Origin of the sequence: Enterobacter sp. ENT03, from assembly GCF_019218745.1 — a bacterium.
GTDB lineage: Bacteria > Pseudomonadota > Gammaproteobacteria > Enterobacterales > Enterobacteriaceae > Enterobacter_D.
Genome location: NZ_JAHUXA010000001.1, coordinates 498,752 through 514,278, shown reverse-complemented (window position 1 = coordinate 514,278; position 15,527 = coordinate 498,752). Strand labels below are relative to the sequence as shown.

The window sequence follows — 15,527 nt, the reverse complement described above, 5'->3', positions numbered from 1 at the left end:
GACTATCTCTGACTCTTTTGATCTCATCCGGGTGACAACACTGTGACGGGCGCTCATTATGAAAACAGGAGTTTTCATAAGGGTAAACAGATATGGAAAGATTGCGCGCCGAACTGAGTCACCTGCTGGGCGAAAAGTTGAGTCGTCTGGAATGCGTGAGCGAAAAAGCGGACACCGCACTTTGGTCACTGTACGACAGCAACGGAAACCCGCTGCCTTTACTGGCAAGAAGCTTCACCACCCCTGGCCTTGCGCGTCAACTGGCGTGGAAAATGTCGATGCTGTCACGCAGCGGCACGGTACGTTTACCGGTCGTGTACGGCGTGATGACCCATGAAGAGCATCCGGGCCCTGATGTCTTATTGATTGAGCGACTGCGCGGCGTGTCGGTAGAAGCGCCTGCGCGTTCACCGGCGCGCTGGCAACAGCTGAAAGATCAGATTGTCGAAGGATTACTGAGCTGGCACCGCCATGACAGCCACGGCTGCGTGGGCGTTGTGGACAGCACTCAGGAAAATGTCTGGCCATCGTGGTATCGCCAGCGCGTTGAAGTCCTGTGGACGACGCTCAGTCAGTTCAAAAATACCGGTCTCACCATGCAAAACAAACGCATTCTGTTCCGCACCCGGGAATGCCTGCCTGCCATGTTTGACGGCTTTAATGACAACTGTGTGCTGGTGCACGGCAATTTCAACCTGCGCAGCATGCTGAAAGATTCGCGCAGCGACCAGCTGCTGGCAGCGGTGAGTCCTGGCCCGATGCTCTGGGCGCCACGGGAATATGAACTGTTCCGGCTGTGCGAAAGCGAATACGCCGAAAGCCTGTTATGGCATTACCTCCAGCGCGCGCCCGTCGCTGAATCCTTTATCTGGCGGCGCTGGTTGTATACGCTGTGGGACGAAGTGGCGCAGCTGGTCAACACCGGCCAGTTTAACCGCAGCCGCTTTGAACTGGCCTCTAAATCACTCCTTCCCTGGCTCGCCGGAAGTACCTTTTAACCACTGCCAGAGACGTCCCAGCGTCTCATAGCCGACCCGGTCACTGTGCATCAGCCAGACCGGGGAGGGGATGACGCGCTCCCAGGCATTAAGCGGGGAGGCAATTGCTAACTGGTTAGCCGGTGCAGGCAACGGATGTAACCCTGCCTGCTGGAAGAAAATCATCGCCCGTGGCAGATGGGATGCCGAGGTCACCAGCAGGAAGGGCACATCGCCAATCGCCGCTTTTACCGCCGCCGCTTCTTCTTCCGTATCCTTAGGCGATCCTAAAGTGATGATGTCGCTGCGCGGCACACCGAGCGTTTCTGCCACCCGCGCGCCCGCTTCGGCGGTGGTCACTGGATTACTTTGCGCGGCCGCGCCGGTAAAAATCATCTTCGCGCCGGGGTTCATCCGCCACAGCCGTACCGCTTCGTTCAGCCGCGGCAGACTGTTGTTAATTAAGTTAGAGCTTGGCGCCCAGTCCGGGTTCCAGGTATAGCCGCCCCCGAGCACCACGATATAGCTGACCGGCTGCGTGCCGCGCCAGGTGGGGTATTTATTTTCGATGGGTTTTAACAGGCCATCGGCGACCGGTTGCAGGCTCAGCAGTAACAGAACCAGCCAGCTGACGCTGACCAGGGTTTTGCCCGTGCGCTGGTAACGCGAAAACCACAGCAGGGCGATCCCAAGGGCCATTAGCAAAAGCAGCAGTGGCAGGGGGAGAATGAAACCGCCAATATATTTTTTGAGCGTAAAAAACACCGCATCCGTCTCCTTTTTAACCATACAGCAGGTGAATTCCGGCGATATTACACCAGATAGGTTCCTTCTGGGCGCGGCTGTGACAAAATAGCGGTTTTGCCAGGATCGCGGAGCAGCCATGAAGGATCGCAATTTTGATGACATCGCGGAAAAGTTCTCCCGCAACATCTATGGCACGACCAAGGGCCAGTTGCGACAGGCGATTTTATGGCAGGATCTCGATGGCCTGCTGGCGACCTTCGGCACGCAGCCGCTGCGCATTCTCGATGCTGGCGGCGGTGAAGGGCAAACGGCAATTAAAATGGCGCAGCGCGGTCACCATGTCACGCTGTGCGATGTGTCGGCTGAGATGATCGTTCGCGCAAAAGCCGCCGCCGAGGCGCAGGGTGTGAGCGGCAACATGCATTTTGTACAATGCGCGGTGCAGGACGTCAGTCAGCATTTGGAAACCCCGGTTGATCTGATATTGTTTCACGCTGTGCTGGAATGGGTGGCCGATCCGGTCACCGCGCTTAAGACCTTATGGTCGGTCTTGCGTGAAGGCGGGGCGTTATCATTGATGTTCTTTAACGTCCACGGCCTGCTGATGCACAACATGGTGGTCGGGAACTTTGATTACGTGCAGCTCGGGATGCCGAAGAAGAAAAAGCGCACGCTGTCGCCTGATTACCCGCGCGATCCCGCCCTGGTGTATCGCTGGCTGGAACAGATCGGCTGGCAGATCACCGGCAAAACGGGCGTGCGGGTGTTCCATGATTATCTGCGTGTAAAACAGATGCAACGCGACTGTTTTCCAGCGCTAGTCGAATTAGAAACACGCTATTGCCGTCAGGAGCCTTATATCAATCTTGGCCGCTATATACACGTGACCGCGCTAAAGCCGCAGGTGCAAGGATAAACGATGAGTGAATTTTCTCAGACAGTCCCCGAACTGGTCGCCTGGGCGAGGAAAAATGATTTTTCCATTTCGCTGCCGGTAGACCGGCTTTCATTTCTGCTGGCCGTTGCCACGCTGAATGGCGAACGCCTCGACGGGGAAATGAGCGAAGGGGAACTGGTAGACGCGTTCCGCCACGTCAGTGATGCGTTTGAGCAAACCAGCGAAACCATCAGCGTGCGCGCGAACAACGCGATCAACGACATGGTGCGTCAACGTCTGCTGAACCGCTTTACCAGCGAACAGGCTGAAGGTAATGCCATTTACCGCCTGACGCCGCTTGGCATGGGCATTACCGATTACTACATTCGCCAGCGCGAATTCTCCACGCTACGCCTTTCCATGCAGCTGTCCATCGTGGCGGCCGAACTGAAGCGCGCCGCCGATGCCGCCGACGAGGGCGGAGATGAATTCCACTGGCACCGCAACGTTTTCGCGCCGCTGAAATATTCAGTGGCGGAGATCTTCGACAGTATCGATCTCACCCAGCGCGTGATGGACGAACAGCAGCAACTGGTGAAAGACGACATCGCGCAGTTGCTGAACAAAGACTGGCGCGCGGCGATTTCCAGCTGTGAACTTTTGCTGTCAGAAACCTCAGGTACACTGCGCGAGTTACAGGATACGCTGGAGGCGGCAGGCGATAAGTTACAGGCTAATTTACTGCAAATTCAGGATGCTACCGTCGGACGTACCGACCTGGAGTTTGTGGACCGCCTGGTGTTCGATCTGCAAAGCAAGCTCGACCGCATTATCAGCTGGGGCCAGCAGGCCATTGACCTGTGGATCGGCTATGACCGCCACGTGCACAAATTTATCCGTACCGCTATCGATATGGATAAAAACCGCGTCTTTGCCCAGCGTCTGCGTCAGTCAGTCCAGACCTATTTCGACGATCCCTGGGCGCTGACCTATGCCAGCGCCGATCGTCTGCTGGATATGCGCGACGAAGAAATGACGCTGCGCGATGAAGAAGTAACCGGCGAACTGCCGCCGGATCTGGAATTTGAAGAATTTAATGAAATCCGCGAGCAGCTCGCCGCGATGATCGAAGCGCAACTGGTGGTGTACAAGACCAGACAAGTGCCGCTCGATCTGGGCCTCGTGGTACGCGAGTATCTGTCGCAATACCCGCGCACGCGTCACTTCGACGTGGCGCGCATTGTGGTTGATCAGGCGGTGCGCCTCGGCGTAGCGCAGGGCGATTTCACCGGACTGCCACCAGAATGGCAGCCGATTAACGATTACGGAGCCAGGGTACAGGCGCATGTCATTGACAAATATTGAACAAGTGATGCCAGTGAAGCTGGCGCAGGCGTTGGCGAATCCGTTGTTTCCGGCGCTGGACAGCGCACTGCGCGCCGGTCGTCATATCGGTCTGGATGAGCTGGATAATCACGCCTTTTTGATGGATTTCCAGGAGTATCTGGAAGAGTTTTACGCCCGCTATAACGTGGAGCTGATCCGCGCACCGGAAGGCTTCTTCTACCTGCGCCCGCGCTCCACCACGCTTATTCCCCGCTCGGTGCTGTCAGAGCTGGACATGATGGTCGGCAAAATTCTCTGCTACCTCTATCTCAGCCCGGAGCGTCTGGCAAACGAAGGCATTTTCAGCCAGCAGGAACTCTATGATGAGTTGTTGTCGCTGGCGGATGAAATGAAGCTGCTGAAACTGGTGAACAACCGTTCTACCGGCTCTGACCTTGACCGGCAGAAACTGCAGGAAAAAGTGCGCTCCTCGTTAAACCGTCTGCGCCGCCTCGGCATGATCTGGTTTATGGGTAACGACAACAGCAAATTCCGCATTAACGAATCGGTGTTCCGCTTTGGGGCAGACGTGCGCAGCGGCGACGATCCGCGTGAAGCGCAGCGTCGCTTAATTCGTGATGGCGAAGCCATGCAGATTGAAAATAACCTGCAGCTCAATGACGAGCAGGAAGAAACTCTGCCGGACGGTGGGGAGGAAGAATAATGATCGACCGCGGAAAATTTCGCTCACTCACGCTGATTAACTGGAACGGCTTTTTTGCCCGCACCTTTGACCTCGATGAACTGGTCACCACGCTGTCAGGCGGCAACGGTGCCGGTAAATCCACCACCATGGCGGCGTTCGTCACGGCGCTGATCCCGGATCTGACGCTGCTGCACTTCCGTAACACCACCGAAGCGGGGGCCACCAGCGGCTCGCGCGATAAAGGTCTGCACGGCAAACTGAAAGCGGGCGTCTGTTATTCGGTACTCGACGTCATCAACTCGCGCCAGCAGCGCGTGGTGGTGGGCGTGCGCCTGCAACAGGTCGCCGGACGCGATCGCAAAGTGGACATCAAGCCGTTCGCTATCCAGGGGCTGCCTGCTGATATTCTGCCGACGCAGCTGCTGACCGAAACCTTAAACGATCGTCAGGCGCGCGTGCTGTCGCTGGCCGAGCTGAAAGACAAACTCGACACCCTGGAAGGGGTGCAGTTCAAGCAGTTTAACTCCATCACCGACTATCACTCGCTGATGTTCGATTTGGGCATTGTCGCCCGTCGCCTGCGCTCGGCCTCCGACCGTAGCAAATTCTACCGTTTGATCGAGGCCTCGCTCTACGGCGGGATCTCCAGCGCCATTACCCGCTCGCTGCGCGACTACCTGCTGCCGGAGAACGGCGGCGTGCGCAAGGCGTTCCAGGATATGGAAGCCGCGCTGCGTGAAAACCGCATGACGCTGGAGGCGATCCGCGTCACCCAGTCGGACAGGGACCTGTTCAAACACCTGATCTCAGAAGCCACCAACTATGTGGCCTCAGACTACATGCGCCATGCCAACGAGCGCCGCGTGCATCTCGATCAGGCGCTGGCCTTCCGTCGCGAACTCTTTACTTCCCGTCAGCAGCTGTCAGCGGAGCAGTATAAGCACGTGGATATGGCGCGTGAGTTGCAGGAGCACACCGGGGCCGAGGGCGATCTGGAAGCCGAATATCAGGCTGCCAGCGATCACCTGAACCTGGTGCAAACCGCGCTGCGCCAGCAGGAAAAAATCGAGCGCTATGAAGCGGATCTTGAAGAACTGCAAATCCGTCTCGAAGAACAGAACGAAGTGGTGGCGGAAGCCGCCGATCAGCAGGAAGAAAACGAAGCCCGCGCCGAAGCCGCCGAGCTGGAAGTGGATGAGCTGAAGAGCCAGCTGGCGAACTACCAGCAGGCGCTGGACGTGCAGCAAACGCGCGCCATTCAGTACAACCAGGCGTTACAGGCCCTGCAGCGCGCCCGCGAGCTGTGCCATCTGCCGGATCTCACCGCCGACAGCGCCGACGAATGGCTGGAAACCTTCCAGGCTAAAGAGCAGGAAGCCACCGAAAAACTGCTGTCTCTCGATCAGAAAATGAGCGTCGCGCAAACCGCGCACAGCCAGTTTGAACAGGCTTACCAGCTGGTGGCGGCGATCAATGGCCCGCTGTCCCGTAACGAGGCGTGGAGCGTGGCGCGCGACTTATTGCGCGACGGCGTGAACCAGCGCCATCTGGCGGAGCAGGTGCAACCGCTGCGTATGCGTCTGAACGAGCTGGAGCAGCGTCTGCGCGAACAGCAGGACGCCGAACGTCTGCTGGCGGAATTCTGTAAACGCCACGGTAAAAATATTGATGCCGACGGCCTCGAAGCCCTGCATCAGCAACTGGAAGCGCAAATCGCTTCGCTGTCCGACACCGTAGCCAACGCCGGTGAACAGCGCATGGCGCTGCGTCAGGAGCTGGAGCAGTTACAGTCGCGCGTGCAGGTGCTGATGAAGCGCGCCCCGATCTGGCTGGCGGCGCAGAACAGCCTGGCGCAGCTGTGTGAGCAGACCGGCGAAGCGTTTGAAAGCAGCCAGGATGTTACTGAATATCTGCAACAGCTGCTCGAGCGCGAACGCGAAGCCATCGTCGAGCGCGATGAAGTTGGCGCACGCAAACAGGCAGTTGACGACGAAATCGAGCGCTTAAGTCAGCCGGGTGGCTCTGAAGATCCGCGTCTTAACGCGCTGGCGGAGCGTTTCGGCGGCGTGTTGCTGTCGGAAATCTATGACGATGTCAGCCTTGAAGACGCGCCGTATTACTCTGCGCTTTATGGCCCGTCGCGCCACGCGATCGTAGTGCCGGATCTGTCGCTGATCACCGAACAGTTAGAGGGGCTGGACGATTGTCCGGAAGATCTCTATCTGATCGAAGGGGATCCGCAGTCGTTTGACGACAGCGTGTTCGGCGTGGACGAGCTGGAAAAAGCGGTGATTGTGAAAGTCGCCGATCGCCAGTGGCGTTATTCGCGCTTCCCGTCGCTGCCGCTGTTTGGCCGCGCAGCGCGTGAAAACCGCATTGAAAGCCTGCATGCCGAGCGTGAAACCCTCTCTGAGCGTTTCGCAACCCTGTCTTTTGACGTGCAGAAAACCCAGCGTCTGCATCAGGCGTTCAGCCGCTTTATCGGCGGTCATATTGGCGTGGCGTTCGAAAACGATCCCGAAGCTGAGATCCGCCAGCTGACCAGTCGCCGCGGCGAACTGGAGCGCGCCATCAGCGCCCATGAAAACGACAACCAGCAAAGCCGTATGCAGTTTGAGCAGGCGAAAGAGGGCGTAGCCGCCCTGAACCGCCTGCTGCCGCGCATCAGCCTGCTGGAAGATGACACCCTGGCTGACCGGGTGGACGAGATCCGCGAACGTCTCGACGAGGCCGAGGAAGCGGCGCGCTTTATTCAGCAGTTCGGCAATCAGCTGGCGAAGCTGGAGCCGATGGTCTCGGTGCTGCAAAGCGATCCAGAACAATACGAACAGCTGAAAGAAGATTACGCTTACTCTCAGCAGGTACAGCGCGATGCGCGTCAGCAGGCGTTTGCGCTGATCGAAGTGGTACAGCGCCGCGCGCACTTCAGCTACAGCGATTCGGCGCAGATGCTCGACGGCAACAGCGATCTTAACGAGCAGCTGCGTAAACGCCTGGAGCAGGCGGAAGCCGAACGTACCCGCGCGCGTGACGCGCTGCGCAGCCATGCCGCGCAGCTGAGCCAGTACAGCCAGGTGCAGGCGTCGCTGAAAAGTTCTTACGAAACCAAAAAAGAGCTGCTTAACGATCTGCTAAAAGAGTTGCAGGACATCGGCGTGCGCGCCGACAGCGGGGCTGAAGAGCGCGCGCGTATTCGTCGTGACGAGCTGCACGCCCGTCTGTCCGGTAACCGCTCGCGCCGTAACCAGCTGGAAAAAGCCCTGACCTTGTGTCAGGCGGAGATGGATACCCTGACGCGCAGCCTTAAACGTCTGGAGCGCGACTACCATGAAATGCGCGAGCAGGTCGTGATGTCGAAAGCGGGCTGGTGCGCGGTAATGCGCATGGTGAAAGACAATGGCGTTGAGCGCCGTCTGCATCGCCGCGAACTGGCGTATCTCAGTGCCGATGAACTGCGTTCGATGTCGGATAAAGCGCTGGGTGCGCTGCGTCTGGCGGTGTCGGACAACGAACACCTGCGCGACGTGCTGCGGCTGTCGGAAGATCCGAAACGTCCGGAGCGTAAAATTCAGTTCTTTGTGGCGGTGTATCAGCATCTGCGCGAGCGTATCCGTCAGGATATTATTCGCACCGACGATCCGGTCGAGGCCATCGAACAGATGGAAATCGAGCTTAGCCGTCTGACGGAAGAGCTGACGTCCCGCGAGCAGAAGCTGGCGATCAGCTCCCGCAGCGCGGCGAACATTATCCGCAAAACCATTCAGCGCGAGCAGAACCGTATTCGTCAGCTGAATCAGGGCCTGCAAAGCGTCTCCTTTGGTCAGGTGAACAGCGTGCGGCTTAACGTTAACGTACGAGAAACGCACGCTACCTTACTGAACGTCCTCTCGGAGCAGCACGAGCAGCATCAGGATCTGTTTAACAGTAACCGCCTGACCTTCTCAGAAGCGCTGGCGAAGCTGTATCAGCGCCTGAATCCGCAGATCGACATGGGGCAGCGCACGCCGCAGACCATCGGTGAAGAGCTACTGGACTACCGCAACTATCTGGAGATGGAAGTGGAAGTGAACCGTGGCTCCGACGGCTGGCTGCGCGCAGAATCCGGCGCGCTGTCCACCGGGGAGGCGATCGGTACGGGGATGTCCATTCTGGTGATGGTGGTGCAGAGCTGGGAAGACGAAGCGCGGCGTCTGCGCGGTAAAGATATTTCGCCATGCCGTCTGCTGTTTCTTGATGAAGCGGCCCGTCTTGATGCCCGCTCCATCGCCACGCTGTTTGAACTTTGTGAACGCCTGGAGATGCAGTTAATCATCGCGGCACCGGAAAACATCAGTCCGGAAAAAGGCACCACCTACAAACTGGTGCGTAAAGTGTTCAATAATCAGGAGCATGTGCACGTGGTGGGGCTGCGTGGATTCGCGCCGCAGCTACCGGAGCCGTTGCCCGGTACGGCGGATGCCAGCGCATCCTGATCGTCTCAGACCAAAAGGGTGGCATCAGCCACCCTTTTTCTTTTACCGAAACCGGCCTCTTCGGCGTCATTTTCTTTAAACTTCTTTACATTAGCCTGAGCAAATGTATTTTTAGCTTTATATACTCAATATAAGCGTGACGCGTTAACGTTGTCGCAACAATTACATAAACAGGGGGCAAGGGATGTTGCTTAGTAAAATGAAGGGTAGGCGGATGTCCGCACTGAGTTTGTGCCTGGCATTCGCATTCGCTTCACTGTTTAACGCTATGGCCGATGAGCCGGAAGTGATCCCTGCCGACAGTTCGGCAACGACCGGTGAACAACCGACGGCGCTGTTACAGCCGCAGGAGCAGTCACGCGCTACGGCGGTGATGGCCGCGCTGGTGACGTTACCGGATAATGCGCTGGCCAGCACGCGTAGCACACTGGAGGCTGAACTCCCGTCGGGTTACAAACCGGTGTATATGAATCAGCTGGTGGCGCTGTACGCGGCGCGCGAGCAGAAACCGATGTGGGATAACCGCGATGCGGTGAAAGCTTTCCAGCAGCAGCTGGCGGAGGTGGCGATTGCCGGTTTCCAGCCGCAATTCACCGCCTGGGTGGAGCTACTGACTAATCCGGATGTCTCCGGCATGGCGCGCGATGTGGTGCTGTCGGATGCAATGATGGGTTACCTGCAGTTTATCGCCGGTATTCCGGTGAAAGGTAACAGCTGGTTATACAGCGCCAAACCTTATGCGCTGGCCACGCCGCCGCTGTCGGTCATTAATCAGTGGCAGCTGGCGCTGGACAAGGGCGAGCTGCCGACGTTTATCACCCAGCTTGCGCCGCAACATGAGCAGTATGCCGCGATGCACAGCGCCCTGCTGGCGCTGGTGGCGGATTCACAGCCGTGGCCGCAGATCACCTCGTCTGGCAAGCTCAGCCCCGGTCAGTGGAGCAATGACGTTCCGGCGCTGCGGGAAATCCTCAGCCGTTCCGGCATGCTGGACGACGGCCCGAAAATTGCGCTGCCAGGTGACAGCAACGACAACGGGACGGTTGTCAGCCCGTCGGCGGCGAATGTCGAGGAGACCGCCGCAAAACCGGTCCCGGTACAGAACGCGAAGAAGAAGCGCGTGGCGGCGGTACGCAGCGCCTACAGTAAAGATCTGGTGGAAGGGGTGAAGCGCTTCCAGGCCTCGAACGGACTGGGCGCCGATGGCGTGATTGGCCAGTCAACCCGTGACGCCCTGAATATCTCACCGGCCCAGCGTGCCGGGATACTGGCGCTCAACATTCAGCGTTTGCGCCTGCTGCCGGAGAAACTCTCTACCGGCATTATGGTGAATATCCCGGCCTACTCGCTGGTCTATTACCAGCAGGGCAATCAGGTGCTGTCGTCGCGGGTGATTGTGGGTCGCCCGGATCGTAAAACGCCGATGATGAGCAGCGCGCTGAATAACGTGGTGGTTAACCCGCCGTGGAACGTCCCGCCAACGCTGGCGCGTAATGATATTTTGCCGAAGGTGTGGAACGATCCGGGGTATCTGGAGCGCCATAACTACACCGTGCTGCGTGGCTGGAACAGCAAAGAGACTATCGATCCATGGCAGGTGGACTGGGGCACTATTACGCCGTCTAACCTGCCGTTCCGTTTCCAGCAGGCACCGGGCGCGCATAACTCATTAGGACGCTACAAATTTAATATGCCCAGCTCCGATGCCATCTATCTGCACGATACGCCAAACCATAACCTGTTCCAGAAAAACGCCCGTGCGTTGAGTTCCGGCTGTGTGAGGGTGAACAAAGCCTCTGAGCTGGCGAACATGTTGTTGCAGGACGCAGGCTGGAACGATGCGCGGATTTCTGATGCGCTGCGCCAGGGGGATACCCGTTATGTGAACATCCGCCAGACCATTCCGGTGAACCTTTACTACCTTACCGCCTTTGTCGATGCCGATGGGCGCACCCAGTATCGTACAGATATTTACAATTATGATCTCACCGCGCGATCCAGCGCACAAATCCTGCCAAAAGCGGAACAATTAATCAGGTAAATGAAGTAGTTCAGATAATTCTGCAGTCCTAATTTCCGGCACTTACACGTAAACGGGCAGAAATGCCCGTTTATTCGGGGATTAGGCTGCCTTGACGCAGCCAGTGTTGCCCGGTAAGGTGCCTCTCGTGCGCCAGAAGTGCATAAATTACGCAACTCCTTACCTGTAGACCTGATTATCATGGATAAATTTGACGCTAATCGCCGCAAATTGCTGGCGTTAGGTGGTGTAGCACTCGGTGCTGCCATCTTACCAACCCCTGCTTTTGCGACCCTTTCCACCCCACGCCCACGGATTTTGACGCTGAATAACCTGCACACCGGTGAGTCAATTAAGGCGGAGTTTTTTGATGGCCGGGGCTATATTCAGGATGAATTAGCTAAACTTAACCACTTTTTCCGCGACTATCGCGCCAATAAAGTGAAATCCATCGATCCAAAGCTGTTCGACCAGCTTTATCGTTTGCAGGGACTGCTTGGCACCCGTAAACCAGTGCAACTTATTTCAGGCTATCGCTCGCTGGATACCAATAATGAGCTGCGCGCCCACAGCAGCGGTGTGGCGAAAAAGAGTTATCACACCAAAGGGCAGGCCATGGATTTCCATGTTGAAGGCATTGCATTAAGCAATATTCGCAAAGCGGCGTTATCTCTGCACGCAGGTGGTGTAGGATATTACCCCAGCAGCAACTTTGTGCATATTGATACCGGGCCGGTTCGGCACTGGTAACGCAAGCCTTTAATACACAGGAGCCGTATGAACTATCGTATTATTCCGGTTACCGCTTTTGCCCAGAACTGTACCTTTATCTGGTGCGAAGAAACCCGCCAGGCCGCCGTGGTTGATCCCGGTGGTGATGCAGAAAAAATCAAACAGGTAGTGGATGCCAGCGGCATGACGCTGACGCAGATTTTACTGACCCACGGTCACCTGGATCATGTTGGTGCCGCCGCCGAACTGGCGCAACATTATGCTGTGCCGATTATCGGCCCGGAAAAAGAAGATGAGTTCTGGCTGACGGGATTACCCGCCCAGAGCCGGATGTTTGGCCTGGAAGAGTGTCAGCCTTTGACGCCCGATCGCTGGCTGAATGAAGGGGAGAGCGTCAGCGTAGGTCATATCACGCTTGAGGTGCTGCATTGCCCAGGACATACCCCAGGTCATATCGTGTTCTTTGACGATCGCGCCCGTCTGTTGATTTCAGGGGATGTGATTTTCAAAGGCGGTGTGGGGCGGAGTGATTTCCCGCGTGGCGACCATGCGACGCTGATCGATTCGATCAAACGCAAGCTGTTGCCGTTAGGTGATGATGTCACCTTCCTGCCGGGGCATGGCCCGCTGTCCACGCTCGGTGAAGAGCGCCTGCACAATCCTTTCTTACAGGATGAGATGCCGGTCTGGTAATAAAAAAAGGTCGCCATGGCGACCTTTTTTAATGCGCAAAATCTTACAGCACGGCGACAATGGCTTCGCACAGCGGCGCCATGTTATCCGGCGTCATACCCGCAACGTTCACACGACCGGATGCAACCGCATACACGCCAAACTCTTCACGCAGACGCAGCACCTGCTCTTTGGTCAGGCCGCTGAAGGAGAACATGCCGTTCTGTTTGATGATGAAGCTGAAATCTTCCTGCGCCCCTTTTTCCTGCAGGGTATTCACAAACAGTAAACGCATACGCTGGATACGCTGGCGCATATCCGTCAGTTCCTGCTCCCAGATGGCGCGCAGCGCGTCATTGCTGAGAATGGTCGCCACCACGGCGGCGCCGTGCGCTGGCGGGTTAGAGTAGTTGGCGCGAATAACTGATTTCATCTGGCTGAACGCACGATCCACGGTTTCTGCATCCGCACACACCAGCGTACAAGCACCGACGCGTTCATTGTACAGACCGAAGTTTTTGGAGTAAGAGCTGGCAACGATCAGTTCCTGATGCAGCGCAGCAAAGGCGCGCAGCCCTTCAGCATCTTCTTCCAGACCACGGGCAAAGCCCTGATAGGCGAAGTCAAACAGCGGCAGCCAGCCTTTTTGCGCTGACAGTTCAGCAAGCTGTTGCCACTGATCCAGCGTGGGATCAATACCGGTTGGGTTATGGCAGCAGCCGTGGAACAGCACCACGTCGCCCGCCTGAGCTTCATTCAGGCTGGCGACCAGACCGTCAAAGTCGAGCCGGTGGTTAGCCGCGTCATAATACGCATACTCACGTACTTCCAGACCGGCAGAGTTGAACACGCTCTTATGGTTCGGCCAGCTTGGATTGCTCACCCAGACGCGTTTTACATCCGTATTTTTAGCCAGAAAATCCGCTGCCACGCGAAGCGCACCTGTACCGCCAGGTGTTTGTGCCGTGCGGGCGCGTTTGTCGTTGATGATGGCATTGCCTTTGCCAAACAGCAGCTCTTGCGTGCAACGGCCAAACTCTGGAATACCGTCTATGCCGAGGTAATTTTTAGTCGTTTCATTTTCCAGCAGATACTGTTCAGCTTTTTTAACGCTGGTCAGTACCGGGGTCTTGCCGGTTTCATCTTTATAGACGCCGATGCCCAGATTAATTTTAGTGGGGCGTGCATCGGCACGAAACAGATCGGCCAGGCCCAGGATAGGGTCGGCAGGGGCAGCGGTGATTTTCTCAAACATGACGAGGTTCCATTGTGGTGTCAAAAAGGAAAAGCCGCTATCAGGTTAACGGCTGAGAGGGGAAATGCCAACCGTTTGCGATAAAAAGAAATCGATCTGAGAACTGAAGGGAATATCCGAATTTTGGACATAAAAAAACAGGGCCGAAGCCCTGTTTAAAACAGCATATAACGAGGTTTGTTACTTATTAGAACTGGTACGCTACGCCAACAACAGCCTGGTCATCAGCGCCAACGAAGCCGGTATCACCATCTTCTTTATCAAGCAGGTTGATACGGTAGTCGCCGTACACGTTGAAGTTTTTGTTGAAGTAGTAAGTTGCGCCAACAGTCACGTACTGCGCCAGATCGCGGTTGCCGATGCCCGGCAGATCTTTAGCTTTGGACTGAACGTATGATACGGACGGACGCAGACCGAAATCGAACTGGTACTGAGCTATCATCTCAACGTTCTGAGTTTTGTTAGCAACGGTGTAGAAGTTGCCGTTATTGTCAGGAACCGTTAAAGAATCACCGCTGTTGCCCAGGTTGGTCATGTTGCGGGTTTCAGCATAAACAGCAGCGAGGTACAGGTTGTTTGCGTCGTATTTCGCGCCAACAGCCCATGCATCAGCGCGGTCGCCGTTGCCATCAGCTTTCTGAGCCAGGGTACGGTTTGCGGTGCTGTAAGAACCGATCACGCCGAAGCCTTCACCGAACTCGTAGCCCAGGGATGCACCCACGCCGTCGCCGTTTGCTTCACGCAGGTTGTCACGGTCGTTTTTACCCTGATACTGAATACCCAGGCTCAGACCATCAACCAGACCGAAGAAGTTGCTGTTACGGTAGGTCAGCAGACCGGTAGAACGCATGGTCATAAAGTTATCGGTGTAAGCGCCACCCCAGGTTTCGCCAGAGAAGGACGGAGCCATATCGGTGTAGGATTCTACGTCGTACACGATGCCGTAGTTACGGCCGTAGTCCAGAGAGCCAGCGTCAGCAACTTTGATACCTGCGAAAGCCAGACGGGTTACGTTGTCCTGGCTGCCTTCGGCTTTGCTTGCTTTAGCACGATATTCCCACTGGCCGTAACCGGTAACTTGATCGTTTACCTGAGTTTCGCCTTTGAAGCCGATCTGGCCGTAAGAGTTATCTTTGTTAGAGGTGTTGTCGCCGGAAGTGGTGAAAGCGTGTTCGCCAACAACTTTACCGTACAGGTCCAGTTTGTTGCCGTTTTTGTTATAAACTTCAGCAGCGTTAGCTGCACCGGCTACCAGCAGAGCAGGGATAACCACTGCCAGAATATTGCGCTTCATCATTATTTATTACCCTCATTAGGTTTTATGAACACCTGCCACTGCCGCCAATAAATTCCGTCAATAAATATTTACGGAACTATTGATGAGAGTTTGGTGTCTCTCTGTGTCTGAGAGGCATCTTTCCATTCATGTAATCGTTTCGCTAGCGCCAAAGTGCTACAAATGTCGTAAAGCAGTAACCAAAAGAAATAATGTGTAACATTGTGTGAATTTTTGGGAACTTTGTGAACCATCTCTAATTTCCGGCACATCCGCTGCTAAATCCATCGCATCCATTCCTATATATATGAATTGCTTATATTTAATAGTGCTAACGGCAATTCTTATTCAAGAATCATTCTTATCTCTGTTTTTCTTATAGTCGGATTTAGCCGTCCGGATTGCCGGGCAGAATTTATCCTCATGTGCTAATGCTTCAGAAAAAACTTATCCGCAAGAAATGGAGG

General features: G+C 56.0%; 11 protein-coding genes. 8 read left to right on the top strand and 3 right to left on the bottom strand.

The window, feature by feature from the left end; genetic code table 11:
- Positions 1 to 92: 92 nt before the first annotated feature.
- The gene (locus KW828_RS02500; RefSeq protein ID WP_218334842.1) at positions 93 to 998 is read left to right on the top strand and encodes a YcbJ family phosphotransferase; all 906 of its coding nucleotides are present in this window, start codon (positions 93 to 95) and stop codon (positions 996 to 998) included.
- Here KW828_RS02500 and elyC read toward each other — a convergent pair.
- The gene (gene elyC, locus KW828_RS02495) at positions 963 to 1,742 is read right to left on the bottom strand and encodes an envelope biogenesis factor ElyC (RefSeq protein WP_218335357.1); all 780 of its coding nucleotides are present in this window, start codon (positions 1,740 to 1,742) and stop codon (positions 963 to 965) included. The two genes, KW828_RS02500 and elyC, sit on opposite strands and share 36 nt — an antisense overlap.
- Positions 1,743 to 1,860: 118 nt before the next feature.
- Between elyC and cmoM the strand changes: the two genes are divergently transcribed.
- The 7 genes from cmoM (at position 1,861) to KW828_RS02460 (ending at position 12,550) form a co-directional block, all read left to right on the top strand.
- Positions 1,861 to 2,640 (top strand): tRNA uridine 5-oxyacetic acid(34) methyltransferase CmoM, encoded by a 780-nt coding sequence (gene cmoM, locus KW828_RS02490; RefSeq protein WP_218334841.1) that lies wholly within the window; start codon positions 1,861 to 1,863, stop codon positions 2,638 to 2,640.
- Between the two features lie 3 nt (positions 2,641 to 2,643).
- On the top strand, positions 2,644 to 3,966 hold the full coding sequence (gene mukF / locus KW828_RS02485) for a chromosome partition protein MukF (RefSeq protein ID WP_218334840.1): 1,323 nt from the start codon (positions 2,644 to 2,646) through the stop codon (positions 3,964 to 3,966).
- On the top strand, positions 3,947 to 4,651 hold the full coding sequence (gene mukE / locus KW828_RS02480; RefSeq protein WP_072568041.1) for a chromosome partition protein MukE: 705 nt from the start codon (positions 3,947 to 3,949) through the stop codon (positions 4,649 to 4,651). The genes mukF and mukE overlap by 20 nt, the downstream gene beginning before the upstream one ends.
- Positions 4,651 to 9,105, top strand: a complete 4,455-nt coding sequence (gene mukB, locus KW828_RS02475; protein WP_218334839.1) for a chromosome partition protein MukB — start codon at positions 4,651 to 4,653, stop codon at positions 9,103 to 9,105. The genes mukE and mukB overlap by 1 nt, the downstream gene beginning before the upstream one ends.
- Positions 9,106 to 9,289: 184 nt before the next feature.
- Positions 9,290 to 11,146: a L,D-transpeptidase gene (ldtD, locus tag KW828_RS02470; protein ID WP_218334838.1), complete on the top strand. Its 1,857-nt coding sequence runs from the start codon at positions 9,290 to 9,292 to the stop codon at positions 11,144 to 11,146.
- A 180-nt stretch (positions 11,147 to 11,326) separates the two neighbouring features.
- Entirely contained in the window at positions 11,327 to 11,875 is a 549-nt protein-coding gene (locus tag KW828_RS02465; RefSeq protein WP_218334837.1) for a YcbK family protein, read from the top strand.
- 27 nt (positions 11,876 to 11,902) lie between these two features.
- Positions 11,903 to 12,550: an MBL fold metallo-hydrolase gene (locus tag KW828_RS02460; protein WP_218334836.1), complete on the top strand. Its 648-nt coding sequence runs from the start codon at positions 11,903 to 11,905 to the stop codon at positions 12,548 to 12,550.
- A 43-nt stretch (positions 12,551 to 12,593) separates the two neighbouring features.
- On the opposite strand, the gene KW828_RS02455 is transcribed toward KW828_RS02460, so the two are convergent.
- Complete coding sequence (locus tag KW828_RS02455; RefSeq protein ID WP_218334835.1) at positions 12,594 to 13,784, bottom strand: amino acid aminotransferase; 1,191 nt, start codon at positions 13,782 to 13,784, stop codon at positions 12,594 to 12,596.
- A 187-nt stretch (positions 13,785 to 13,971) separates the two neighbouring features.
- Positions 13,972 to 15,081 (bottom strand): porin, encoded by a 1,110-nt coding sequence (locus KW828_RS02450; RefSeq protein ID WP_305730769.1) that lies wholly within the window; start codon positions 15,079 to 15,081, stop codon positions 13,972 to 13,974.
- Positions 15,082 to 15,527: the final 446 nt, after the last annotated feature.

Coding starts and splice junctions, on each gene's coding strand:
- mukE (WP_072568041.1), top strand. CDS start 3,947: ATGTCATTGACAAATATTGAACAAGTGATGCCAGTGAAGCTGGCGCAG.
- KW828_RS02450 (WP_305730769.1), bottom strand. CDS start 15,081: ATGATGAAGCGCAATATTCTGGCAGTGGTTATCCCTGCTCTGCTGGTA.
- ldtD (WP_218334838.1), top strand. CDS start 9,290: ATGTTGCTTAGTAAAATGAAGGGTAGGCGGATGTCCGCACTGAGTTTG.
- KW828_RS02465 (WP_218334837.1), top strand. CDS start 11,327: ATGGATAAATTTGACGCTAATCGCCGCAAATTGCTGGCGTTAGGTGGT.
- cmoM (WP_218334841.1), top strand. CDS start 1,861: ATGAAGGATCGCAATTTTGATGACATCGCGGAAAAGTTCTCCCGCAAC.
- KW828_RS02455 (WP_218334835.1), bottom strand. CDS start 13,784: ATGTTTGAGAAAATCACCGCTGCCCCTGCCGACCCTATCCTGGGCCTG.
- KW828_RS02500 (WP_218334842.1), top strand. CDS start 93: ATGGAAAGATTGCGCGCCGAACTGAGTCACCTGCTGGGCGAAAAGTTG.
- KW828_RS02460 (WP_218334836.1), top strand. CDS start 11,903: ATGAACTATCGTATTATTCCGGTTACCGCTTTTGCCCAGAACTGTACC.
- mukF (WP_218334840.1), top strand. CDS start 2,644: ATGAGTGAATTTTCTCAGACAGTCCCCGAACTGGTCGCCTGGGCGAGG.
- mukB (WP_218334839.1), top strand. CDS start 4,651: ATGATCGACCGCGGAAAATTTCGCTCACTCACGCTGATTAACTGGAAC.